This window comes from Flavobacterium chryseum (genome assembly GCF_004362015.1).
Taxonomy (GTDB): Bacteria; Bacteroidota; Bacteroidia; order Flavobacteriales; family Flavobacteriaceae; genus Flavobacterium.
Genome location: NZ_SNWW01000005.1, coordinates 140506 through 166914, shown reverse-complemented (window position 1 = coordinate 166914; position 26409 = coordinate 140506). Strand labels below are relative to the sequence as shown.

The 26409-nt window shown below is 33.2% G+C and carries 18 protein-coding genes; 12 read left to right on the top strand and 6 right to left on the bottom strand.

Features of this window, described 5'->3' with window-relative positions; genetic code table 11:
• Positions 1-6 precede the first annotated feature (6 nt).
• From EV143_RS11415 to EV143_RS11375, 9 genes are all read left to right on the top strand, one after another.
• Positions 7-1032 carry a glycosyl hydrolase family 18 protein gene (locus EV143_RS11415; protein WP_133508071.1) on the top strand — a complete coding sequence of 342 codons (1026 nt, stop codon included), beginning with the start codon at positions 7-9 and terminating at the stop codon, positions 1030-1032.
• A 328-nt stretch (positions 1033-1360) separates the two neighbouring features.
• Entirely contained in the window at positions 1361-4396 is a 3036-nt protein-coding gene (locus EV143_RS11410) for a SusC/RagA family TonB-linked outer membrane protein (protein ID WP_133508070.1), read from the top strand.
• 10 nt (positions 4397-4406) lie between these two features.
• Positions 4407-5996: a RagB/SusD family nutrient uptake outer membrane protein gene (locus EV143_RS11405; RefSeq protein ID WP_133508069.1), complete on the top strand. Its 1590-nt coding sequence runs from the start codon at positions 4407-4409 to the stop codon at positions 5994-5996.
• 114 nt (positions 5997-6110) lie between these two features.
• Positions 6111-8048 (top strand): glucosamine-6-phosphate deaminase, encoded by a 1938-nt coding sequence (gene nagB / locus EV143_RS11400; protein ID WP_133508068.1) that lies wholly within the window; start codon positions 6111-6113, stop codon positions 8046-8048.
• Positions 8049-8205: 157 nt separating this feature from the next.
• Complete coding sequence (locus tag EV143_RS11395; RefSeq protein WP_133508067.1) at positions 8206-10272, top strand: beta-N-acetylhexosaminidase; 2067 nt, start codon at positions 8206-8208, stop codon at positions 10270-10272.
• A gap of 485 nt (positions 10273-10757) precedes the next feature.
• Positions 10758-15497, top strand: coding sequence for a T9SS-translocated chitinase ChiA (gene chiA / locus EV143_RS11390; RefSeq protein ID WP_133508066.1), 4740 nt, complete (start codon positions 10758-10760; stop codon positions 15495-15497).
• A 267-nt stretch (positions 15498-15764) separates the two neighbouring features.
• Positions 15765-16439, top strand: a complete 675-nt coding sequence (locus EV143_RS11385) for a DUF3592 domain-containing protein (RefSeq protein ID WP_133508065.1) — start codon at positions 15765-15767, stop codon at positions 16437-16439.
• A gap of 315 nt (positions 16440-16754) precedes the next feature.
• On the top strand, positions 16755-17528 hold the full coding sequence (locus tag EV143_RS11380) for a TlpA family protein disulfide reductase (protein WP_133508064.1): 774 nt from the start codon (positions 16755-16757) through the stop codon (positions 17526-17528).
• Between the two features lie 513 nt (positions 17529-18041).
• Positions 18042-19661: an ABC-F family ATP-binding cassette domain-containing protein gene (locus EV143_RS11375; RefSeq protein WP_133508063.1), complete on the top strand. Its 1620-nt coding sequence runs from the start codon at positions 18042-18044 to the stop codon at positions 19659-19661.
• Positions 19662-19724: 63 nt separating this feature from the next.
• Here the strand turns inward: EV143_RS11375 and EV143_RS21460 are convergent, their stop codons facing one another.
• Complete coding sequence (locus EV143_RS21460) at positions 19725-19895, bottom strand: hypothetical protein (RefSeq protein WP_166638142.1); 171 nt, start codon at positions 19893-19895, stop codon at positions 19725-19727.
• A 309-nt stretch (positions 19896-20204) separates the two neighbouring features.
• On the opposite strand from EV143_RS21460, the gene EV143_RS11370 reads away from it, so the two are divergent.
• Both EV143_RS11370 and EV143_RS11365 read left to right on the top strand, forming a co-directional pair.
• A complete protein-coding gene (locus tag EV143_RS11370) occupies positions 20205-20975 on the top strand; it encodes a helix-turn-helix domain-containing protein (protein ID WP_133508062.1) in 771 nt (256 codons plus the stop codon).
• A gap of 89 nt (positions 20976-21064) precedes the next feature.
• The gene (locus EV143_RS11365; protein WP_133508061.1) at positions 21065-22180 is read left to right on the top strand and encodes an FAD-dependent oxidoreductase; all 1116 of its coding nucleotides are present in this window, start codon (positions 21065-21067) and stop codon (positions 22178-22180) included.
• A gap of 12 nt (positions 22181-22192) precedes the next feature.
• Here the strand turns inward: EV143_RS11365 and EV143_RS11360 are convergent, their stop codons facing one another.
• The 5 genes from EV143_RS11360 to EV143_RS11340 all read right to left on the bottom strand — a co-directional run bounded on the left by EV143_RS11360 (position 22193) and on the right by EV143_RS11340 (position 25607).
• Positions 22193-22618: a hypothetical protein gene (locus EV143_RS11360; protein WP_133508060.1), complete on the bottom strand. Its 426-nt coding sequence runs from the start codon at positions 22616-22618 to the stop codon at positions 22193-22195.
• A 117-nt stretch (positions 22619-22735) separates the two neighbouring features.
• Positions 22736-23209 carry an Imm42 family immunity protein gene (locus tag EV143_RS11355; protein WP_133508059.1) on the bottom strand — a complete coding sequence of 158 codons (474 nt, stop codon included), beginning with the start codon at positions 23207-23209 and terminating at the stop codon, positions 22736-22738.
• 105 nt (positions 23210-23314) lie between these two features.
• Positions 23315-23851 carry a hypothetical protein gene (locus tag EV143_RS11350; RefSeq protein WP_133508058.1) on the bottom strand — a complete coding sequence of 179 codons (537 nt, stop codon included), beginning with the start codon at positions 23849-23851 and terminating at the stop codon, positions 23315-23317.
• A 230-nt stretch (positions 23852-24081) separates the two neighbouring features.
• The gene (locus EV143_RS11345) at positions 24082-24675 is read right to left on the bottom strand and encodes a dihydrofolate reductase family protein (protein ID WP_133508057.1); all 594 of its coding nucleotides are present in this window, start codon (positions 24673-24675) and stop codon (positions 24082-24084) included.
• Between the two features lie 269 nt (positions 24676-24944).
• Positions 24945-25607, bottom strand: coding sequence for a hypothetical protein (locus EV143_RS11340; protein ID WP_133508056.1), 663 nt, complete (start codon positions 25605-25607; stop codon positions 24945-24947).
• A gap of 247 nt (positions 25608-25854) precedes the next feature.
• Here EV143_RS11340 and pyrR point away from each other — a divergent pair, with 247 nt between their 5' ends.
• Positions 25855-26394 (top strand): bifunctional pyr operon transcriptional regulator/uracil phosphoribosyltransferase PyrR, encoded by a 540-nt coding sequence (pyrR, locus tag EV143_RS11335; RefSeq protein ID WP_133508055.1) that lies wholly within the window; start codon positions 25855-25857, stop codon positions 26392-26394.
• The last annotated feature ends 15 nt before the right edge of the window (positions 26395-26409 follow it).

Sequence of the window (26409 nt, the reverse complement as noted above, 5' to 3'; positions counted from 1 at the left end):
AAAATTATGATACAAAATAAAGCCTTATTAGGCATTCTTATTTTTATTTGTTCTCTATTTTCTGCATACAGTTGTTCTCCTCAAAAAGAAAATGAACCAGAAGATTTAAAAACTAAAACAGCCAGAGTTGTTGGTTATTTATCATCGGATAATTTCGATAAAATGAATTCCATTCAGTTTTGTAAATTAACGCATCTTAACCTGGCATTTGCAAATCCCGATAAAAATGGAAATCTGAATTTTAATGGAGATATTGATGCTTTAGTTCAATATGTGAAATCAGTAAATCCGAATATTAAAATTAGTATTTCACTCGCAGGCGGAGTTTTATCTCCTGAAATTGCAGCGAATTGGTCATTTCTTATTGATAACCCGGAGAATCGGCCAAATTTAATTCAAAACATAATAAACTTTACAGAACTGCACAAATTAGATGGTGTAGATGTCGACCTCGAATGGGATGCTGTAACTACCGGATATAGCGGTTTTATTATTGAATTAAAAAAAGAAACAACAAAAAAGAATAAACTTTTAACGGCAGCTTTACCCAATAATTCCCGATTTGAAAATATAAGTGATGAAGCTTTGAATGCATTTGATTTTTTAAATATCATGTCATATGATAGTACCGGACCGTGGACACCAAATAATCCCGGACAACACAGCTCATTTGAAAATGCAAAAGCTGGAATTGAATTTTGGATCAAACTGCAGCATGTTTCATCAGATAAATTAACGCTTGGTGTACCTTTTTACGGTTATAATTTTACTTATCAGGAAGTTACAAGTTCTACTTATGGTCAAATTGTAGCCGCAGGAACACAATTTGCAGATCAGGATGAAGTAGGCAAAATTTATTATAACGGAAGGCCAACCATTGAACAAAAAGTAATCTACGCCTCGCAAAATACAGGCGGAATTATGATTTGGGAAATTGCACAAGATTCTTTTGATTCCTATTCTTTATTAGATGTAATTCATAAAAAATACACAGCATTAAAAGTGAAGACAACAAGTTTGTGTGGTAATTAAATACTTAAAATGCCAAAGTCTGAATTCATTCTTTTTTTTGTTTTACTTAACAGTAAAACAAGTCTTTAGATGCGATTTTTTAATTAAATATGATACTATTCGATTTTTACTATATATGATAATTTTTCAGTGAATTAGCTTATTCGTTAAATAAAATATCATTAAAATTATAAAATGCATTACTATTTTAACTGGAAAACGTTTTCGTAAAACGCATTATTGAATGTTTTATGTCGTTGGTTTAAAAAATAAAGTCGTTTGTATAATTTATTTTTTTTAACAATACGTTAAGAATAAATTTACGCCATAACTAACAAAATAAATAAACATGAAAAAAATTTTCTTAATCTTTATTATTGTTTTTACCGCGCAAGTTTCGCTTGCTCAGGTAAAAAATATCAAAGGTGTGATTACAGATTCTGATGGGATGCCGTTACCAGGGGCATCTGTCGCTGTACAAGGAGGTCAAAAAGGTGGTACTACCGATTTTGACGGTTTGTATACAATTGAAGCACAAAAAGGACAGACTTTACTTTTTAGCTATGTAGGTCTTGAAACACAAAGCGTAGTTGTAGGCGATGAAACTACAATTAATGTAAAAATGGGACAAGCTAAATCAAATGCACTTAACGAAGTTGTAGTAACTTCATTAGGTATCAAGAAAACAAGAAAATCTTTGACATATGCTGCTCAGGAACTTAAAGGTGAAGAGTTAACTCGTGTAAAAGATGCCAACCTTATTAATACAATTGCCGGTAAAATTGCTGGTGTTGCCGTAACGAAAAGTTCTGGTGGTACAGGTGGTTCAACAAAAGTGGTTATTCGTGGAAATTCATCTTTGGCAAATAGCCAACCACTTTACGTTATTGATGGTATTCCTATGTTGAACTCAGGTTCAGGGCAGCCAAATGACACTTTTGGAAGTTTATCCGGAGGTAACCGTGATGGTGGTGATGTAGTATCTTTAATAAATCCGGATGACTATGAAGGTATGACAGTTCTTAAAGGTGCTGCTGCTTCTGTATTATATGGATCTCAGGGAGCAAATGGTGTAATTTTACTATCATCTAAAAAAGCTAAGACTGGTAAATCGAATATTACTGCTTCATCAGTAACAACATTTGAAACAGCGGCTTATCTACCAAAATTTCAAACAGATTACGTTGCTGATTCAGGAGCAGATGAAACATGGGGAGCAGCAGGAAAATCAAACGATCATGTTAAAGATTTTTTTGATACAGGTACAACCCAAATTACATCTCTTGGATATTCTGCAGGTTCTGAAAATTCATCTACGTCACTTTCTTACGCTAATACTTCAGGAACTGGAATTATGCCAGGAAACAGTATCAAGAAAAATAACTTTGGTATTCGTCAGATAGCTAAGTTTTTTGACAATAAATTAAGTATAGCTGCAAATGCAAACTACACAAGCCAAAGTATTATTAACAAGCCTGTTAATGGTCTTTATTTTAATCCTTTAACTGGAGTTTATTTAATGCCTAGAGGAAACGACTTTGACTATTACAAAAATAATTATGAGGTTTTTGATTCTTCAAGAAACTTAATGGCTCAAAACTGGATGACTAATAGAGATATTATGCAAAATCCATATTGGGCAATTAACAGAAATAAATCTGAAGATAAAAATAATTATTTTAATGGTGCTATAGCAGTAGCCTATAAAGCTAATAATTGGTTAACTATTGCCTCAAGATATAGCTATAACAGAGTTGAAAGCAATTTTGAGAAAAAAATATATGCTACAACACAAGGAACCCTATCTCACGAAAACGGTAGATACATAAATGAAAATGCTTTAAGTACACAGCGTTATGGAGATTTAATAGCTACAATCAATACCAATATCAGTACTAATTTTAATTTTACAGCAAACATTGGTACAAGTATAACCAATACGCTAAGTAATCAAAAAACAATTTTAGATTCAGGAATTGGTACAGGTCTAAAATATGCAAACTGGTTTACATTGCATAACTTCAATTCTAATACAGGTAATTATCAAACTGTAGATTCTCAAAAAGAAGTACAATCTGTATTTGCTGCTACTACATTTGGATATAAAGATATGTTGTTTTTAGATGTTTCGGCAAGAAATGACTGGTCATCTACATTGGTTAATACTGATAAATCAGGATATTTTTATCCATCTGTTGGTGTAACAGCTCTTATTAGTGAAATGACAACATTACCAGATTGGATTAACTTCGGTAAAGTAAGAGCAACTTATGCTCAGGTTGGTAATGATATTTATCCTTTTATAACTTCTCCTACAAATTATTACAGACCGGGATTTGAAGACCCAAAACCATTTGTTGGACCAAAACCGGGAGAAACACTAAAACCAGAATTAAAAAGCGAAGTTGAATTTGGTACAGAGTGGAGAATGTTTAATAATAGATTAGGTTTTGAAGTTTCTTATTATAGCTCTGAAACTAAAAACCAATATATACAGGTAAAAGCGCTGGATGGAAATGTAAATGGATATAGCTTCTACGGTATTAATGCAGGAAGTATTGAAAATAAAGGTTTTGAAGTTGTTTTAAATGCTGGTATTATTAGAGGAGATAAATTTTCTTGGGATTCGTCAATTAACTTCTCACAAAATAAAAACAAAGTAAAAGAAATTCCAGAAGAATTAGGAGGAAGAGTTAACCTTACTGATCCTGGTGTAAACAGCTATCAATATGCTGTTGTTGAAGGAAGACCATTTGGGATAATTGAAGGTAAAAATATATTGAGAGATGACCAGGGTAGAATTTTATTAGATGCTGATGGAAAAATTCAAAAAACGGGATTTCAGGAAGTTGGAAATGCTAATCCTGATTTTATGCTAGGCTTTTCAAACTCATTCAAAATAGGATCTTTCTTTGCAAATGTCTTAATTGACGGACGTTTTGGTGGCGATGTGATGAGTTTGACAGAATCTCAAAATGATTTTTTCGGAGTTTCTAAAGCTACAGGAGATGCAAGAAATGAGGGTGGAGTTAAAGTAAATGCTGTTATGCCTAACGGTACTGCTGTAACAACAATAGATGCTAAATCATATTATTTTACTCAAGGTGTAGCAGGTAGAGAAGGTGCAACAGGAGAATATATGTATGACGCAACAAATGTGAGTGTAAGAGAGGTTTCTATAGGTTATAATTTTAATCCGAAAAATTTACCTTTTATACAAACAGCTACAATTTCGTTAATAGCTAGAAATTTATTCTTTATATATAAAGATGCACCATTTGATCCGAATATTGCATTAAGTACAGGTCAAGGTTTACAAGGAGTAGATATTTATGGTTTACCATCTACTAGAAGTATCGGTCTTAATTTAAATGTAACTTTCTAAAATTAAAAACATGAAACTAAATAATATAACAAAAGTAGCTGTCTGCATGTCATTATTTGCAACAGTAGGTTGTACAGATAATTTTGAGGAGATTAATACCAATAATAATGGTATTACGCCTGAATTATTTCAACAGGATTTTAATCACATCAAAGGTGGTTTTGCTCCAATATTTAATAATATTCAAACAATAACAAGTCAATTAGAGTGGCAATATCAGTTACAGCAAGGTTTAAATAGTGATATCTGGTCTGGATACATGGCTACACCTACTCCTTTTGGAGGGTCAAACAATACAACTTATAATTTGAATGATAACTGGAATGGCTTTATTTGGAGTATTGCATATTCAAATGTTATGTTTAATGCATACAATATTGAACAGTTATCAAAAGGCAAATACGATCAGTTTTATGCACTCGCTCTGATATTAAAAGTTGAAGGTATGCATAGAGTAACAGATACTTTTGGACCTATTATATATTCAAAGTATGGAACCACGGATCCTACAATTGGTTATGATTCTCAACAAGAAGTTTACAATCAGATGTTTACCGAATTAGATATTGCTGTTGCTGAATTAACAAAAAGAGTCGACGCTGGTGATGACGGAACTGCGTCTTTTGGTAAAACAGATCTATCAGGTTATGGTGGAAAATTTGAACAATGGATTAAGTTTGCTAATACATTACGTTTAAGATTAGCAATGCGAATTGTAAAAGTAGATCCGGCATTGGCTAAAACTCAAGCTGAAAAAGCAGTTGCTCAAAAATTTGGAGTAATGAAAACAAATGCTGATTTATTTCAGATTCAATCTCCTGTTAATACAAATCCTATTGCTACTATTAGTGGTTCTTGGTTAGATATTCGTATGGGAGCCGATATGGAATCAATTTTAGGAGGTTATAGTGATCCTAGGATTGCAACTTATTTTGATACTTCGGCTCAATTTCCAGGAGAATATAAAGGAGTACGTACTGGTATAGAAATTACTGCTAAAGGAGATCACCAGGATTTTTCAGCTATCGGAGCTGTTGTGAAATCTAAAAATATTGTTTTGATGACAACTGCAGAGGCTTATTTTCTAAGAGCAGAAGGAGCATTAAGAGGATGGAATATGGATGGAGATGCTAAATCATTGTATGAATTAGGAATTACAACTTCATTTGAACAAAGAGGAGCTTCAGGAGCAGCTGCATATATTACAGACAATGTAAAAATGCCAAAAGCGTATGTTGATCCAAATTTCCCTATAAATAATTCTGCTGCAGTAAATAATGTTACTATTGCTTGGGATGCCGCGGCAACTAATGAAGTTAAATTACAAAAAATTATTACTCAAAAGTGGATAGCTGGTTTCCCGGAAGGACAAGAAGCATGGTCTGATTACAGAAGAACTGGATATCCTAAATTATTTCCGGTTCTTAAAAATACAAGTGGAGGTAAAATTACAACTGAATTTGGTGTCAGAAGAATCAATTTTGTACAATCTGAAATATCTTTAAATAAAGGAGGTGTCGATTCAGGAATTGCAAAATTAGGTGGTCCTGATACAGGAGGAACAAGACTTTGGTGGGATACTACAGCTCCAAATTTCTAAAAAACAATATCAAAAGATTATAAGAATTTAAGTTTGGTTAGTAAATGGTATAAGCAATGCAAATTGTTTATACCATTTCAAAAACCAAAATTGTAAATAGCAAAAAAGAAAAAAATGAAAAGTGCTTTAGAAATAAAACCTGATATCAGCTACAAAAGTGCGGGGAAATTTGAAGAAACCAGATTTGAGAAAATCCACAATGAAATTTTCAAAAGTTCTGCCGAAGCTTCAATAATTGTTGCGCAGGAAATTGCACAACTTATTAGAACCAAACAAGAGAAAGGTAAATCTTGCGTATTAGGTTTAGCTACAGGATCTTCTCCTATAAAAGTTTATGAGGAACTGGTTAGGATGCACAGAAAAGAGGGCTTGAGTTTTAGCAATGTAATCACTTTTAATCTGGATGAATATTATCCAATGACAAAAGAGAACAATCAGAGCTACCATTATTTCATGCATCAGCATCTTTTTAATCATATTGACATTAGACCTGAAAACGTTAATATTCCGGATGGTAATATAGCTATTGATGAATTAAATCAGTATTGTATCGACTATGAAATGAATATTAAAAGCGTTGGAGGCCTTGACTTTCAATTATTAGGTATCGGACGTACAGGTCACGTAGGTTTCAACGAACCGGGATCGCACATAAATTCGGGTACCAGAATTATTACACTGGATCACATTACAAGAGTAGATGCTTCATCTGACTTTAATGGTATAGATAATGTTCCGAAAAGAGCAATTACCATGGGAGTTTCTACCATTATGAGATCAAAAAGAATTGTATTAATGGCTTGGGGACAAAACAAAGCCGATATCGTCAAAAGAACTATTCAGGGCGATATTAGTTCAGAAGTTCCTGCTACATTTTTACAAAATCACCCTAATGCAACTTTCGTTTTAGATCAGTCTGCAGCTACAGAATTAACGCGTTTTAAAACGCCTTGGTTAGTAGGAGAATGTATTTGGACACAAGAATTAAAAAGCAAAGCGATTGTTTGGTTATGCCAAAAAACGAAACAATCTATATTAAAATTAACAGACAGAGATTACAATAACAACGGAATGTCTGATCTATTGGCACAAGAAGGTTCTGCTTACGATTTGAACATCAATATGTTTAACGTATTGCAACATACCATTACAGGATGGCCGGGTGGAAAACCAAATACAGACGATTCACATCGACCGGAAAGAGCCAATCCTGCAAAAAAACGAGTAATTCTTTTTAGTCCGCATCCGGATGATGATGTGATTTCTATGGGAGGAACTTTTTCAAAATTGATAAAACAAGGTCATGATGTACACGTTGTATATCAAACCTCCGGAAATATAGCAGTTACAGATGACGAAGCATTAAAATTTGCTGAGGTTGCTAAAGATTTTGTTGGCGATGCAGCCACCGGAATCAACTTTAAATCTGTAATTGATTTTTTGAATAATAAATCAGAAAATCAAATTGATTCTTTAGAAGTTCGAAAATTAAAAGGACTTATCAGAAGAAGAGAATCGTATGCTGCAACAAGATATATTGGATTAAAAGATACAAATACGCACTTTTTAGATCTTCCTTTTTACGAAACAGGACAAGTTAAGAAAAACCCTTTAGGCGCCGAAGATATTGCTATTGTAAAAAATATAATTGATCAGATAAAACCGCATCAGGTATTTGCTGCAGGCGATCTTGCTGATCCGCACGGTACGCATGAAGTTTGCCTAAACGCCATATTTGCAGCAATGAAGGAACTAAAATCACAATCTTATATGGATGATTGCTGGTTATGGTTGTACAGAGGAGCATGGCAGGAATGGGATATTAATGAAATTGATATGGCAGTGCCGCTTTCTCCATCAGAAGTATTATTGAAACGTCATGCCATTTTATACCATCAATCTCAAAAAGACAGAGTTATGTTTCAAGGAAACGATTCAAGAGAGTTTTGGGTTAGGGCAGAAGACCGTAATAAAAATACAGCCATCTTATACGATGAATTAGGTTTGGCTGAATATGAAGCTATCGAGGCGTTTAAGCGTTTTGATTATTAGCGTTGTTTTAAAACCGATTCGGGTGAGAGCGAATCAAACTACAAAATTCAGAATGATCTTATTGCGATTAGTGAGATTCAATATAAATCATTCTGAACTTGTTTTCTTTACACATTATTAATGTTGTCTCCGGATAACATCTTTCAAAAAAAATCAAATGAAATATTTATTAGTCCTACTATTAGCGGGTTTAACTTCTAGTGCTCAAATTCAAAAAGAGCAGCTAAATCTTATGCCTTGGCCGCAAAGTGTTGTATTAAACGAAGGGAATTTTGCTTTAACTAAAAATTTTAAAGTAAACATTACCGGAAACCCAAACCCAAGAATTTTTGGAGGAGTAACTCGTTTTTTACGTCGCTTAGATGGTAGAACCGGTATTTTTTTCGAACAGGGATTTATTCAAAAATTAAATGAAGTTCCAACAGCTGAGGTTCAAATAAATTGTACTAAAAGTGGTAAAATTGGTTTATACGAAGATGAAAGTTATCATTTAGACATCAAACAAAATAGAATTACAATAAATGCAACCAGCGATTTAGGCGCCTTACACGCACTTGAAACCTTATTGCAAATGTTGCAGAATAACAGTACTTCATTTTATTTTCCGAATGCACAAATCTCAGATTTTCCAAGATTTACATGGAGAGGTTTAATGATCGATGCCGCAAGACATTTTCAGCCTGTAGATGTTATTAAAAGAAATATTGATGCATTGGCTGCCATGAAAATGAATGTCTTTCACTGGCATTTAGTAGACGATCAGGGTTGGAGAATCGAAATGAAAAAACACAAAAAGCTAATAGAATTAGCTTCAGATGGAGAATACTACACACAAGAGGAAATTAAAAATATCGTAAAATATGCTGATGAGCGCGGTATTTTGATCGTTCCGGAAATAGATGTTCCCGGTCATGGCTCTTCAATACTTACCGCTTACCCGGAAATAGGTAGCAAAGTGATGACAATAAACGGAGGAACTCAGGAAAAAAATATTCAGGGAACCGCAATTGCGACCTATGGAATTGAAAGAAATGCAGGTATTTTTTCGCCAACATTAGATCCTTCAAATCCTAAAACATATCAATTATTGAGTGAAATATTCGATGAAGTGTGCCCATTATTTCCCGGGTCTTATTTTCATATCGGGGGAGATGAAAACGAAGGGAAAGATTGGGACGCAAATCCAAAAATACAAGAATTTAAAAAGAAAAATAAGCTAGCGACAAACCACGAATTGCAAACGTATTTTACAATGCAATTGGTTCCGATGCTTAAAAAACACGGAAAACAATTGATGGGATGGGAAGAAATTTTGACAAAAAACATGTCAAAAGAAGCTATTATTCATTCATGGAGAGGTCCTAATGAAGGTGTTGCTCCAGGACAATCATTAGTAGATGCCGTTAAAAAAGGTTATAAAACAGTATTGTCAAACGGTTATTATATTGACTTAATGTATCCGGTTGAAAGCCATTATTTAAACGATCCGATGCCAAAAGGAGCTGATTTATCTGCAGAAGAAAAAGCGAGAATTCTGGGCGGAGAAGCTACAATGTGGACAGAACTTGCAACGCCAACAACATTAGATTCAAGAGTTTGGCCAAGAACAGCTGCCATTGCAGAAAGACTTTGGTCAGCAGAAGATGTTAAAGATGTAGCCAACATGCGCAAACGTCTTGAAACCGTTTCTTTTAGATTAGAAGAATTAGGATTAACGCACATTCGCAACAGAGCTGTTATCTTAAGAAACATTGCAAATAATCAAAATATAAAATCGCTTAACGAATTTTCTAATGTTTGTGAGCCATTAAAAGGATATACCAGAAATAAAGGTGGAACAGAATATCAAATGTATTCTCCGTTGACACTTTTTGCAGATGCCTGCACGCCCGATGCCAAAGACGCTTTAGCTTTTGATGAAGCTGTAACAAAATATTTAGCCAATAAAACGCCTGAAAATAAAACACGAATTATAGGATTTTTTAATAAATGGATTGCCGTAAACAAAGGTTTAATTGAGCTAAGTGCAAACGCACCATTAGTTCAGGCGCTTTTACCTTTATCAAAAAAATTAACTGATGCTTCGCAGGAATTGTTGTTTGTTTTAGATAATAAATCGACTTTAAAATCAGAAGATTTAAAAAACTTAATCGAGCAATGTAACACAAAAGAACATGCAGATGTGGAGTTAGCAGTTTATAATAGCTTAAAGAAATTAATATAAAAGTTTGGTTTGAATTAGTATAGAAGTTTAAGTTACCATTTGTTTTAGTGTTTTAATTATCTCTATCAGAAATTCTGGTAGAGGTAATTATAAAACTTCTAAAATACTTTTTCAGCCTTTTAAAAATAACCAAATCATTAAAAAAATAACCATCAAAAGAGTATTAACACTTAAAACCAAATAGCAGAATAAAAACATGACCATTAAAGTATTTAGATTGATGAGTTCTCCAAATTCATCATTTTATGTTCCACAACTAATTTTTAAAAGTATATAAATAAGCCTACTTACTATTTACTAATGATTATGGCAGATCAGTAATAGTAATATTTATTTATAGAAATAATATGAATTAATTTCCAATGAGTTGCGATGTTTTTTATTCGCAAATTATTGAACCCCGATTGTTGTATTTTATGTGTTTATTGACATGTAATCTATTGTAATTGGACTATTTATTTTCTATTAACCAATATTAATTAATTATGAAACATTATTACAGATTGCTTTTATTGTTACTGTTTCCCTTACTCGCGTTGGCCCAACCGGCTCACGGAAAAAAAGTAGTAGGGTATTATGCGCAATGGTCTATTTATGCCCGGGATTTTAATGTCCCGAAGATAGATGGAAGTAAAATAACGCATTTGAATTATTCTTTTTATGGGACAACTTTTGATCCTGCCCATCCGGAGAATACCAAATTGCATTGTTTGGATACCTATGCTGATTTTGAGCATATGGAAGGCGGAATCCCGTGGGATGCTCCGGTAAAAGGAAATTTTTATGACTTGAAAAAGTTAAAAGAAAAGTATCCGCATTTAAAAATTCTAATCTCTGTTGGAGGATGGACAAAAGGTCAGGATCTTTCTCCAATTGCTGCAAGTCCTGTAGCAAGAGCCGCTTTGGCTGCAGACATGGCAAACTTTATTGTTACGTATCCATTTATTGATGGATTTGATATCGACTGGGAATATCCTCTTTCCGGAGGAACAGACGGTACCGAAGTGATTAACGGAGCCCCAATTCCTCCACAAAAATACAGCCCGGACGACAACAAAAATTTAGTTTATTTATTGAAAGCAATGCGTCAGGCAATGCCGAATAAATTAGTTACAATTGCTGCCGGAAACAATGTTCGTAAAGTTGCGTCTCAATATTTAGGACCAACAAACAGAGCACAATACGGAATGACAGAAGACATTTCGACTTATTGTGATTATATCACTTATTTTGGATATGATTTTGGAGGAAACTGGTATGATAAAACATGCTACAATGCGCCACTATACGCAAGCGGAAATCCAAATGATCCCTTATATGGTGCAACACAATCAGAATCTTTAGATGAATTAACCAATCAATTTCTGAATGTTGTTGGTTTTCCTGCTAATAAATTAATCATGGGATTGCCTTTCTATGGAAAAAAATTCGATAATGTTGCCACTAATTCCACAAACGGATTATTCGTTTCTGCACCAAGATATATAGTTTCAGGATGTACAAATCCACAAAATCCAACGGGAACCTGGGATGGACCTGCAGCTTGCGAAAAATCAGGAAGTATCGAAATTTGCGATTTAGTCGGAAATCCGGTTACGAATTCACATCCTTATTTAGATCCAAATACAATGTTAGTTACACCAGCCGCAGCTTCTGCAGGATGGGTACGCTATTTTGATAACACAACAAAAGTTCCTTATTTATACAATGCTACTTTAAAACAGTTTATCTCTTATGAAGATAAACAATCGATGGATTTAAAAGTGCAATACATTAAATCAAGAAATCTTGCAGGAGGTATGGTTTGGGAATTATCTCAGGATACCAGAGGTTCAATTCCTAATGCATTATTAACTCAGGTTGATACTTCATTTGGAAGTGTTGTTCCGGGAACAGTAAGCATTTCAGGTTCTGTAAAAAACGGAGCAGCTTTAGTTCCGGATGTTACAGTTGAATTGCGTAACGCTAGTAATGTAGTATTGCAAACAGTAGTTTCTACAGGTGGTAATTTTACATTCAGCAATTTAACTTCGGGACAAAATTATACACTAACAGCTTTAAAAGCGACTTATACTTTTACTCCGGTAACTTTAACCAATGTTACAGTGAATCAAACTGCCGTTGTTATTAATGGAACTCAACAAACTTACACCGTTAGCGGAACAGTTCTTAACGGAGCAACTCCGGTTTCAGGGGTTACAGTTTCGGCAGTTTCAGGAAGTACAACATTAACAGCAGTTTCTAATGCAAGCGGTGTTTATAGCATTGCAGGTTTAGGAGCAGGACTTAACTTTACTGTGACAGCTGCAAAATCAGGATTCTCTTATACGCCTGCTTCAACAGTTTATACTGCAATTAATGCAAATAAAACATTGAATTTTGCACAAGGTGCAGCAGTTGTAAATTATACTGTAAGCGGAACAGTTTTAAATAATTCAACTCCGGTTTCTGGTGTAACCGTTACTGCTTCTTTTACAGGAGGAAGCTATTCGGCTGTTACAAATGCAAGCGGTGTTTATTCGCTTAGTTTGCCTTCTGGCGGAAATTATACAGTAACTGCAGCTTTAGCAGGACAAACTTATACGCCGGCTTCAACAGTTTATACGAATTTAACGGCCAACAAAACTTTAAACTTTACGCAAGATATTATTGTAGTTCCTTCAAGTAAAATTAGCGGAACAGTTAAAAACGGAACAACTCCGGTTGCAGGTGCAAAAGTAGAAATCGTCTTACCTTGGACAGATAGTACACACAACTGGAAAAGCGTTATTGCTATAACAGATGCACAAGGAAAATACAGTTTTGACAATTCAGTTGTAGCAGGTTATACAACCGTTACAAGTTTAAAATTAAACTCTTGGGAAAACGGAGAAGTAGCTTATTATCCAAATAATCTGGCCAACTTTGCAGTTCCTGCAAATCCAACCGTTTACAATTTCAACACAAGTTCTACTGCAAAATCAGCATTGGCTGCAGCCGTAAACTTAATTAGCGGAACAGTTAAAAATGGAACAACTCCGGTTGCTGGTGCAAAAGTAGAAATCGTTTTACCTTGGACAGATAATACACATAACTGGAAAAGTGTTTTAGCAACAACAGATGCATCAGGAAATTATACTTTCGATAATTCAGTTGTCGCAGGTTATACACAAATTTTAAGTTTGAAATTAAATTCATGGGAAAACGGTGAAGTGACTTATTATCCAAATAACTTAACCAACTTTGCAGTTCCAACTACTCCAACGGTTTATAATTTTAACAGACAAGCGGTGGTTGCTACTAAGCCAGTAGTTACCATTACAGCGCCAACAGCTTCGGCGATTGCTATAAATTTAGGATCATCAATTAATTTTGTTGCAAGTGTTGGATTAAGTGCTGTTGATGCAACTACAATCTCATCTGTTGTATTTAGTTTAGATGGACAAAGCCTGAGTGCTACCAATTCTTCGGGAACTTATACAGCGATTTGGACACCAGCAGCAAATCAGTTTTCGGTTGCTCATACATTAACCGTTACGGCTACTGCATCAAACGGAACAACAGATTCAAAAACATATAGTTTTACATTAAATTGTTCAGGTTCAAACTGCCCAAATTCACTGCCGGTAATTACTTGGAATTCACCTTCGAATACAACTGTAAACCAAAGTTCTTTCCAGGTTGTGCCAATTTCAGTTACAGCTGTTGATAGTAACGGATCAGTTTCAGGCGTTACTATTACAATAAATGGAGGTACATTTAACATGACAGCAGGTGCAAATAATACCTATACGTATAATTTTACACCATCTGCTTATCAGGATTATCCAGTTGTAATTAAAGCAACTGATAATCAATCTGGTGTAACTACATTAAACAATACCATTAAAATTGCTCCAGTGAGCAGTAATAGATTTATTCCGCTTCCATCTAAAATTATTTTAGGATATGCACATTCCTGGGAAAATGCAGGTGCTCCATTTTTATATTTTTCTCAAATGGTGGGAAGTAAGTTTAACGTAGTTGATTATTCTTTCGTAGAAACAGTAAATCGTGATGGTTATACACCATTATTAACTACAAATGACACTAGATATCTGACAAACGGTGTTTTCAATAAGCAATTGTTGAAAAATGATATAAAATCATTAAGAGATAGCGGCGTTCCCGTTATTGTCTCTATCGGAGGTCAAAATGGTCATGTTGTGTTAGACAATGTAACTCAAAAAAATATTTTTGTTAATGGTCTGAAAGCAATTATTGATGAGTATCAATTTGATGGAGTTGATATTGATTTTGAAGGCGGATCGATGAATTTTAATGCAGGAGGTTTAAGAGATATTTCTTATGCGGGTATTTCTGCTTATCCAAGATTAAAAAACGTAGTAGATGCTTTCAAAGAATTAAAAGCTCACTATGGCCCTGGATTTTTATTAACTGCAGCTCCGGAGACACAATACGTACAAGGAGGATATTCTACCTATACGGATACTTTTGGTTCTTTCCTGCCAATCATTCAAAACTTACGTAATGAATTGGATTTGTTAGCTGTACAATTGTATAATACAGGAGGAGAAAACGGATTAGATGGTCAATATTATGGTTCAGCTAAGAAAGCAAACATGGTAACAGCCCTAACTGATATGATAATAAAAGGGTATAATATTGCGACAACAGGAATGCGTTTTGATGGTTTACCACCCTCAAAAGTTCTTATTGCATTACCAGCTTGTCCAAGTGCAGCAGGTAGCGGTTATTTAACGCCGGCAGAAGGAATTAGTGCGATGCATTATTTAAGAACCGGAACCACTTTTTCAGGAAGAACATATACTATGCAGCCAGGCGGACCATATCCTTCTTTAAGAGGTTTAATGACCTGGTCTGTAAACTGGGATGCTTCATCTTGTGGTAATTCATCTGAATTGTCTAAAGCGTATGCCGCTTATTTTGCTTCGCAATCAGCAGCAAAAACATTAGCGCTTGATGATATTTCTTCAAAAAGCAGTGCAACGATAGCGTATTTTAAAAACAATGCATTATCAGTTTCAAATGAAAACGAAGAGATTGCTCAGGTTGATGTATTCAACGTATTGGGACAAAATTTAGTAAGTCACAGAAATGTTCAAAACAATAAAGAAGTACTCCTTCAAAGCCAAAGTTTCTCTTCTAAACAATTATTTTTAGTAGTAGTAACAGACAAAGCAGGAAACAAAAAATCATTCAAAGTAATGAACTTTTTAAACTAAGTTACAATGAATGAAAAATCTAGAAATAAGAAAATGGGACGGTTAAAATTGAGTTTGGTTATTTATTTTTTAATCTAATTTTTATTTCGAAAAATGCATAGAATTCAGGTGATTTGTTATTTGGTTTTCATCTGAAGGAAAGCATTATGAACCCGGCAATTTATTGTCGGGTTTTTTTGTTTTTATAGTAATAAAAAAAACTGAATCTATAGTACTTGTAATTTCTTTTAGAAGTATTTTGCATTAAAAATTTAATACTTTAAAAGGATGAAAAATAGCATTTCGGTTATGAAATATATTTTCTGTATAATTGGTTTAGTAATATGGGTACAAGTCTTTTACATTTATCAGCAAGATAGGGTTTTTATAGAAAAAGCAAATGTTGTATCGGGTACAGTTTTAAGTAACTCGACAAATGATCGAACTTTTGTGTCTTTTGTCACTAAAGAAGGTAGGCAAATTAAATTTTCATCTAATACTGGTAATAATCCATCAGGCTACAACGAAGGCGAAAGTGTTGAAGTTTTGTATGATCCCGAGAATCCGAATAATGCTAGTATCAATGATTTTTATACTCAATATTTAGGAGTATCAGTTTTAGGATTTTTAGGAGCTGTTTTCTTTTTGACAGGTTTCTCGTTTTTTCTATCCAATCATTCCAAACAAAGGAAAATAGAGTTTTTACAACAAAGCGGTACATGTATTACAACAAAATTTATCGATGTACAGATTGATTTAGGCGTATCATTAAATGACAGCAATCCTTATTTTATTTGCACGGAATGGCTAGACCCAAAAACAAACAAAATTCATCTTTTTGAAAGCGATAATATTTGGTTTGATCCAACAGAGTTTATAAAAACAGATGAAATTAATGTTTTGATTGATCGAAATAATCCAAATAAATATGTAATGGATGTTTCTTTTTTGCCTCTTGAATAATTAATTTTAAGAAATAAAACTTTTAAAAATCTCTGTGACTAATAACTCGGTTTCAAATAATACTATCACAATCACGCATCTTCTGTCATCCTGAGCGAAGTTGAAGGTGCGCAAGAAACTCCGCATATACTTACTAATCTTTGTCGAGCAACTAGCGTTCCTTCGACTTCGCTCAGGATGACACACAGAAAAGAAAGATCCGCGTTAATCCGTGTTTCCGCAAGCCGAATCCGTATCATCCGCGTTCATAACGACAAACTTTACGATTTAAAAAAAATCTGTACTTTTGAATCCCAATTATTGCACTATAATTTCATGAAGAAATCCATCACTCTCCTATTAATATTTCTAATTTTCACTTCCTGCAACAGCCAAACCAAATACAGAAATCCTGAAGTCGATCCCATTCAAATTCAAAATAAGTACAGCGATTGGTGGAATTATCAAAGCAAAAACATGATGCTTTCAAGAGATTTTATGGCGCTTGATCTTCAATCTAAAGAAATTTCGAAAGAGCAATTTTTAAAGGAATTGGTAAATGGAAATAACATCCCAATCCGATTAAAATCAAAGGATTTAATTTATTATTACAAGTTATTTAAAATTCTTCCAAAATCAGATACCAGTATAAAAGCAACCATAAATCAGGAAGCTTTTGATGCATTGAAAAACTTCGAAATGGAAGGAAAGCCTTTTCCTAAATTCTCATTTAAAGATTTAGACGGAAATGTTGTTTCAAACGAATCAATGAAAGGAAAAATCATCGTTATAAAATGCTGGTATATTCATTGCGCCGCCTGCATTAAAGAATTTCCCGAAGTAAATCAATTAGTTGAGAAATACAAAAACAGAAAAGATATTGTTTTTTTAAGTTTAGCCGAAGACACGCCGGAGCAATTAAAAACATTCCTGGCGAGAAAACCACTTTCGTATTCCGTAATTCCAAACATGAAAATTTACATGAATGAAACATTACAATTGAATGCTTTTCCAACGCATTTTATTCTCAATAAAGAAGGTATGATTGCGAAAGTTTTACCTAATTTCAGAAGTTTAGAAGTTGCTTTGGAGAAGGAAAGCAGACTGTGATATTTGTATTTGAATAAAAAGACTATACTTTAAATTATGATTAAATGTATTAAATGGACGCTTTACCTGGGATTAGTTTTTCCCATTCTCTTTGGTGTTTTAGATGTCTATTATAAGACTAATTATGGCATAGTAAAGGTGTATTATTTAATAAATATTACCAATGTTATTTTTTCAATTTTTAATTTAGTTTTTATTTTATGAGTATTTATATGATTAAAAATGACAAAAGAAATATTTATGTATATATCTTATTTTTCAATTTCTTTTTTTTGTTAATGCGGAATTGGTATCGTTTGTATTAAAACTGTCCTTTATAGAAGTTAATTCTTTGAATTTAAATGAACTTATATCACTTACATGGTAGAAATTTACAGACAAAGTTTGTTTTCTCTGCGCCTCTGCGTCTTTGCGAGAAAAATCTCGTTTGCATAAAAAACTTAGCCATTTAGTTCCTTTGCAACTCTGAACCTTTTTCCGTACTTTTGCACCAAATTAATTAAAAAGACATTCATGTTAACAGTCAATAATTTATCAGTTCAATTTGGCAAACGAATTTTGTTCGACGAAGTAAATACCACATTCACTCACGGAAATATTTACGGCGTTATTGGAGCCAATGGTGCTGGAAAATCTACTTTTCTAAAAATCATTTCAGGCGATATAGACCCAACTTCAGGACATATTCATTTAGAACCGGGAAAACGTATGTCGGTTTTAAACCAAAATCACAATATGTTCGATGAACATACGGTTTTGGAAACAGTTTTGATGGGAAATAAAGTGTTGTACGCTGTTAAAAAAGAAATGGATGAACTTTATTTAGACTACAACGATAAAAACGCAGACAGAATTGGAGAGCTTCAGGTTCAGTTTGAAGAAATGAACGGATGGAATGCAGATTCTGATGCCGCTTCGATGTTGTCTAACTTAGGAATCAACGAAGAACATCATTATACTTTAATGGGCGATCTTGAGGGAAAAATTAAAGTTCGTGTGCTTTTGGCGCAGGCACTTTTTGGAAACCCTGATTTACTTATTATGGATGAGCCTACCAACGACCTGGATTTTGAAACCATTTCATGGTTAGAAAATTTCCTGGCAAATTATGAAAATACAGTAATTGTAGTATCGCACGACCGTCACTTTTTAGATTCGGTTTGTACACATATTTCTGATATCGATTTTGGAAAAATCAATCACTATTCAGGAAACTATACGTTCTGGTACGAGTCTAGCCAATTAGCGGCGAAACAACGTGCACAGCAAAACAAAAAAGCAGAAGAAAAGAAACAGGAGTTAGAAGAATTTATCCGTCGTTTTAGTGCGAACGTTGCCAAATCGAAACAAGCAACTTCTCGTAAAAAAATGATTTCTAAATTGAATATTTCAGATATCAAACCTTCAAGCCGTCGTTATCCAGCAATTATTTTTGATCAGGATCGTGAAGCCGGAGATCAGATTTTGAATGTTGAAAATTTAGAAGCTTCTGTAGACGGAGATCTTTTGTTTAAAGGTGTTCATTTGAATATGGCAAAAGGCGATAAAATTGTGCTTTTCTCAAAAGATTCACGTGCAACAACAGCATTCTACGAAATTTTAAACAATCAACAAAAAGCAGACGCCGGAACTTTTGATTGGGGAATTACAACCAACCAAGCCTATTTACCGGCAGAAAATCATTCTTTTTTTGAAAACGATTTGACTTTGGTAGACTGGTTACGTCAATATGCAAAAACGGAAGAAGAAAGAGATGAGGTTTTTATTAGAGGATTTTTAGGGAAAATGATTTTCTCCGGAGAAGAAGCTTTAAAAACAAGCCGTGTATTATCAGGAGGAGAAAAAGTACGTTGTATGTTATCGAGAATGATGATGGAACGCGCTAATATCTTAATGCTGGACGAGCCAACCAATCACTTAGATTTGGAGTCAATTACAGCTTTTAATAACTCGTTGAAAAACTTTAAAGGATCTGTAATTTTTACAACACATGATCACGAGTTTGCACAAACTGTAGGTAATAGAGTAGTAGAGCTTACACCAAACGGAGCAATTGACCGCTACATGACATTTGATGAATACCTGGATGATGAAAAAGTACAGGAATTAAGAACAAAAATGTATGCTAAATAAAAAATAGCTTTAGATAAAAAAGAAATCCCGTTAACCAAAAGCTAACGGGATTTTTTATGTTTTTTATTTTCTGAAAAATCGGGTAAAGATCCAGATGATTATAGCGATTACAAAAATCACAATAAATATTCCGACTCCCATTCCGGCTTTAAAAATATCTCCAACTAGTTCGCAGCTTGTAAATGAAAATAGTATTACGAATACCATCAACAAACGTGTAATGATCTTTTGCATGATTTTGCTTTTTTTAATTGTTTTAAAAAGAATTTTGTATTCTAATTATCGTAAAATAAAAGTACTTCAAACATCAAAAAAGCATCTTATATAATTTTGCATAAAAGTTCTAATATTTATTGATTTGTTAAGATTAAAAAGAATTTCGTAATTTTGAATGTAATACCGTTAGGTACAGTTGTCAAAAAAGTATTGACACATAGCTATGCGTTTTATTTTAAGTGGAACGACTTTTATTCATAATCAAATCTATGTTTCTATGTGTTAAAATAATTACACGCAATGCATTAACTTATTACAACTTCAAATATGCATCAGGAATTTGAATCTCCTCCGGAACTACGTGATACCATAAAGTGTTTTTGGTACGATCGAATCGAATACGGAGAAGAGGAATCAGGTTTTGAAGTAGTGCCTGATGGTTACGCTGAAATTATTTTTTATTTTGGAAGTTATTGCACCGTTTCTTACAACGGAGTTTTACAGCAATTACCATCGCCATTTATGATAGGATTGCTAAATCAACCCGTTACTTTTTTTTCCAAAAACAGTTTAGAAATTATTGGTATCCGTTGTTTTCCCTGGACCATTTTTGGTTTACTCGGACTGGAATCGGGTAAAGGCGGAGTGCAGGAATTCGATCATCCTATTTCAAAACTTCAATCAAAGTTGCATCAATTGATTCAAGCGGGAAATATAAAGGAAGCAATTGATGAGGTAAAACACTATTTCCTAAATCTGCATTTATCAATTTCTGATAAGAGTATGTTGTTCAAAGCCGGAATTGCGATGCGGGAAACAAACGGCTCAATGCCTGTAAGTCAAGTCGCAGATGCGGCTCACGCCACAGTCCGAACATTAGAAAGAAAATTTAAACAATCTTCAGGATATACGGTTAAAGATGTGTCTGCGTTAATCCGTTTTGAGCAAGTGCGAAACCAATTAATGCTCAATCCCAATGCAAACCTCGCAGCTTTAGCGCATGATTTAGGCTACACAGATCAATCGCATCTTAATAAAGAATTTAAACGCTATAGCGGAACGACGCCATCGGCATTTGCAAAGAATGCCAAAAAGTAACAAATTTTTAAAAACAATTTTGTCGCATTTATACAATCCTAAAGCACTAGTAAACCAGAATTTTGTGTCTGATAATTAAACACAGATTCATGTTATTACAAAATAAAAAAATAGCCATTATTGGCGCAGGACCCGTTGGCTTGACAATGGCAAGATTACTACAGCAAAAAGGAATAGAAGTTACCGTTTACGAAAGAGATAAAAACGCAGAAACCAGAATTTCAGGCGGTACGCTAGACCTGCATAAAGGTTCTGGACAAGATGCTTTGAAAGAAGCGGGATTACTAAAACACTATTATGCAATGGCATTATCAATGGGAAGAACCATTGCTGATAAGGAAGGCAAAATTTTATTCTCCAGACAACCAACAGAAGAAAATAGAAATGAGAACCCTGAAATAAACAGAAATGATCTAAGGAAATTATTGCTTGATAGTTTAAAAACCGACACAGTTGCATGGGACAGAAAATTTATTGATATTAAAGAAGATAACGGAAAATGGCTTTTGCAATTTGAAAATGGAATTAAGGAAACCGCAGATTTAATTATTGGTGCAAATGGCGGAATGTCTAAAGCAAGACAGTATGTTACAGATGCAGAAATTGAATACACCGGAACGATTATGATTCAAGGTGAAGTTCACGAAGCGGAAACAAAATGTACAGCATTCTACCAACTTTGCAATGAAACTATTCTAATGATTGCAAGAGAAGGAAATCTGTTAGTTGCAAATCCTAAAAACAGCAACGTATTAACCTACAGCGTAATTTTTAAAAAGCCCGAAGAAACAGAATTGAACCTTGAAGACAATCCAAGTATTATTAAATTCCTTTCCACCAGATTCTCTCATTGGCACAAATCGTATCTGGAATTATTTCGTTCAACGTCTTCTTTTGTTGTATTGAAAACCAGAAAAATACCTTTAGATAAACCCTGGAAAAGTAATCGCGCGTTGCCTATAACACTTATTGGAGACGCCGCGCACATAATGCCGCCTTTCGCAGGTCAAGGTGTAAATACAGGACTGAAAGATGCTTTAATTTTATCTGAGAATTTAACTAATGGAAAATTTGAAACGATAGAAGCGGCTATAAAAGATTACGAACAGCAAATGTTTGTTTATGCAGGAGAAGCGCAATTGGAAACTAGTAAGAATGAAATAGAGATGTGGAAGGTTGATTTTTCTTTTGGGAGGTTTTATTAAAGTAAAATATAATTAGTATGCTTTTCTGTCAAATAATAATATTCTATCTAGATCTTTTTCAATTGATTCCAAATAATGATTTTCGAAAAAATGCTCAAGATGTTCCTCATTATAGTGTTTCCATGGAGAAATGTTATTCGAATTAGAGCTTAAATATGTATTGATATTATTTAAGATAAAATCGCGATTAAAAATTATTGTATTAAAATTTTCTACACGATCATTTTCCTCATTGTTAAGTATGATATTGTATAGTTTTTCTAAATTAATTTTGAAATTATTTTTACCAAGTACTTCAATTGTATATTCAATATCTGACAATTCAGGATTAATTGATAAATTGAAAATTGGTATTATGGTATCGTATGGTTCTCCACAATCAAATTTCTTTTGTTCAATATAACAATACGGAAATGTGTTTTTATCGATATGAATCATTCGTTTTAATTACTGAATCTATATTAATTTCTGCTGAGTTATTCAATTTGTGGGCACGGAAAGAATTTCTGCGCTATTGTTTTGTGTATCTTCGGGATCGGAGCTATCGGATTTTTATCAGATGCTTAATTTTATTATTTCTAATGTTTTTTCCTTTATCTGTTCAACTTCTTTTTGTGAGATACACGCAAACTGAATTTCATTTCCATATTTTTCTAGATCACTAAATATTATATCATTGTGACCGTTTAATTTCCATAACACAAAAAGATCATCATTTTTGCTGTAAGAATAAATTTCAAAATCATCTGTAAATGTTGATCCTATAATCGCATAATCGGAGCGTTTTTTCAGGCTGGATTTTAGTAGATTAAAAATTTCAATTTTGGTTAATTTTTCAACTTCCAAATTGATTTTTTTTGAATTAAGAAGTTCATCGATTAAGTAAATTAGATAACCATTTAAGTAAATTAGATCTTCATTGGTTCCTAAAAAAATATTTTGAAGCCATAATTTTGCGTAACCCATTTTAGGATTATTTTCATCTATAGTTAATTCAACTGCAAAAGTTTCTTTATTTCCGATTATCATAATTTATTAATTGTATGAATATTAATTTATTGCTATTGGACTTTAATATTAATTTCTTTTTCTTTGATAAACTTGATAAACTTTACTGGTACGGAATTTTAAAATCTATTTAATTGTCCAGATCTTATTGTTGGAAGTAGTAATTGATGTAATAAGATATCCTTTTAATATCACTTTTTTGAAAATGCTATTACTAGAGTCGCAATCTGATTCTCTTTCAAAAAGGTAATATTTATTTTGTAATAATTCTTTTTGCATAATTTTTTTCTCACTTGAAAATTTGATACAATTGCCAAATGCCAAAACATCAAGTTCCAAAGAATCGTTAACTTTCTTTCGAACAGACACTAATATTTTTTGGCCTTTAAAATCTAATTCGTAAGATTTGTAGTGTTCACATCTCCGAATGTTTGTTGGACTTTTAAATGAAGTTTTTTCGTAATAATCATACTTATCAGTAATTTTTGCATGAACTGTATCATTACCGCAATGAAATATGTACTCTTTTTTACAATTTTCTAATTCAAAAAGGTTACTAGGAATAGGTGATAATTTGCATTCTCTTTCACATGATATTAGGAAGAGAAAAAAGAGTAAAAGTAATAATGGCTTTTTTATCAGTACAAATAGTTTTAAAATCATAAATTTTTAGACATCGTTGTTATTATTTTATAAGCTCCTGCCTGTGCGAAGTCTCCCGACTTCGTACCCGTTACGATTTTCCGTTGCAAATTTCTTTTTAATTTGCTTTTAAGAATATATTTCGTTCAAATTATTGCTTGTTGGAGCGGGTACGATCATAGTAATTTAGAACACTTTGGAGAGCAGGGGAGGTTTTATGAATAAGCAATATTGTTAGTAAAAACAATCTATTACTCTCCAATAGTACCAGTCTTAACTTCTCCAGCTCGTTTATAACTAACAGCAATTACGCCACTTGGTGTAACCGTACTTTCTAGTAATGTAAACCCTGCGGGAATCGCAGCATCATCAAACAGTTTCTTCCCTTTGCCCAGAATTATAGGATAAATTAAGAGTCCTAGTTCATCAACTAAATCATGTTGAAGTAAAAGCTGAACAAGTGTTGCGCTTCCCCAAACTTTAATATCGCCACCTTCTGAATTTTTGAGTTTTTTGATGTCTTCTATAGTGGAAAGAAATTCGGAGTTTTCCCAATCTGAGTTTTTTCTGGTGGATGACAAAACGTATTTCGTAACTTCATTAATTCCTGGCCAGCCCTCTGCATGTTTTGGCCAATAATCTTCAAAAATATCAAATGTTTTTCTTCCTAATAAAACATCAGCAGGCTCCATTTGTTTTTGCATGACATTGCCATATTCTTCATCACCAAATGGCGCTACCCAACCGCCATATTCAAAATCATTTGATGTATCTTCTTCAGGTCCGCCCGGCGCTTGCATTACTCCATCGATTGTAATCATTGATATGACGATTATTTTTCTCATAGTAGTAAGTTTTTTGTTTTATTAAATATAAGAAATTGGAAGGAATTTTTAAGGTTATCTACTTTGCGAGCACGGAAAGAAATTTCCGCGCTATCGTTGTGTATATTTAGGCGATGGTGTTTTTGTACCGGTATTGATATGATTTTTACTTTCATAAAACTAAAATTTACTTTCTTCCAAATAATATCTAGATTGCTCTGTATCGGGGTAAATCGTTGTTTGCTTTTATTCTTGAAGTTGATCTATTTTGGGGCAAGAACTTATTTTTTTTAATAAGTGATTTTTCTGGTCCAGGTTTCATTATAACTACCTGATGATGTTTTATTTATCCAGTTGCCATATTTATCATTTGTGTATTTGTAATTAAATTCTTCTTCATTAGTAATTTTATCATTCCTGATAGTTTGTCTTTTTATGATATCTCCATATTCATTTAAATCACTTAATACAACAGTTGCGATATTATTCCACCATTCTGTAGATTTTTCCTTGACTTTATTTCCATTTTTATTATAAAAATATTCCCATTGATTTAATATTCGCTCTTCTGTATCATGAACATAATAACTTGATTGTTTTATTAATTGTTTTTTGACATTGTAAACATCTTCAAAACTTTTCTTATTTAAACCTTTTACATTTTCATAGGTTGTAACATATTGAAATCCGTTTAAAGTTGTTTTTTTTACATTTTCATTTTCAGAATTAGAATTTGTTAAATATCCTTTTTCAGTAAATTTATAAGTGATAGTATCTTTTGGACAGTAAAATGAACCTCCTTCTGCCATTATAGAAGGGCACCTTTCGTGTATTTCGACGATTTTATCTATTGTTCCCTTTAAACGCATTTTTTGCCAATCTGACAATAAATTCTGAGCATTTACTTGGTTTAGTAATAGAACTTGAACTACAACAAATAAGATTTTTTTCATATTTGAATTTAATATTTAAAGTGTGATTTTTCTTATTTTCTGAATTTTTTCTTGCAAAAATATGTTTTTAAAAGTTACGCTCAAAAGAAGATTATGTTTTTAGAAATGAGTAATATGATAATTTTATTTAGGCTTAATTTTATGTATGAAATTTCATTCAATACAAAAATAGATATTTCCCCGCCCAACACCACAACAAATAAATTCTGATTTTGTATATTTGCTCAAGCAAACACTACACTTAATTATGGGCCAGAAAGTATTACTTAATTCAAAAGAAGTTACTATCATACTTCATCGTTTGGCTTGTCAATTGATTGAAAAACACCTTGATTTTTCGGATACGATTTTAGTCGGAATTCAGCCGAGAGGCGTTTTTTTAGCAGAACGTTTAAAACAAATCTTAGAAAGCGAATATCAAACACCTGAAATTCAGTTAGGATATCTTGATATCACTTTTTTTAGAGATGACTTTCGCCGAACAGATAAACCGCTTGAAGCCAATAAAACACAAATAAATTTTATAGTCGAAAACAAAAAAGTTATTTTTATAGATGACGTTTTGTTTACCGGACGAAGCATTCGTTCTGCCTTAACTGCAATTCAGTCTTTCGGGAGACCGTCAGAAATCGAATTGTTAGTGTTAATCGACAGACGTTTTAGCCGTAATCTGCCAATTCAGCCCGATTATCGAGGCCGTCAGGTAGATGCCATTAATAATGAAAAAGTAAAAGTAAGCTGGAAAGAAAATGAAGGTGAAGACGTTGTGCATTTAGTAACGAATTAGAAAGTTTAATCGCAA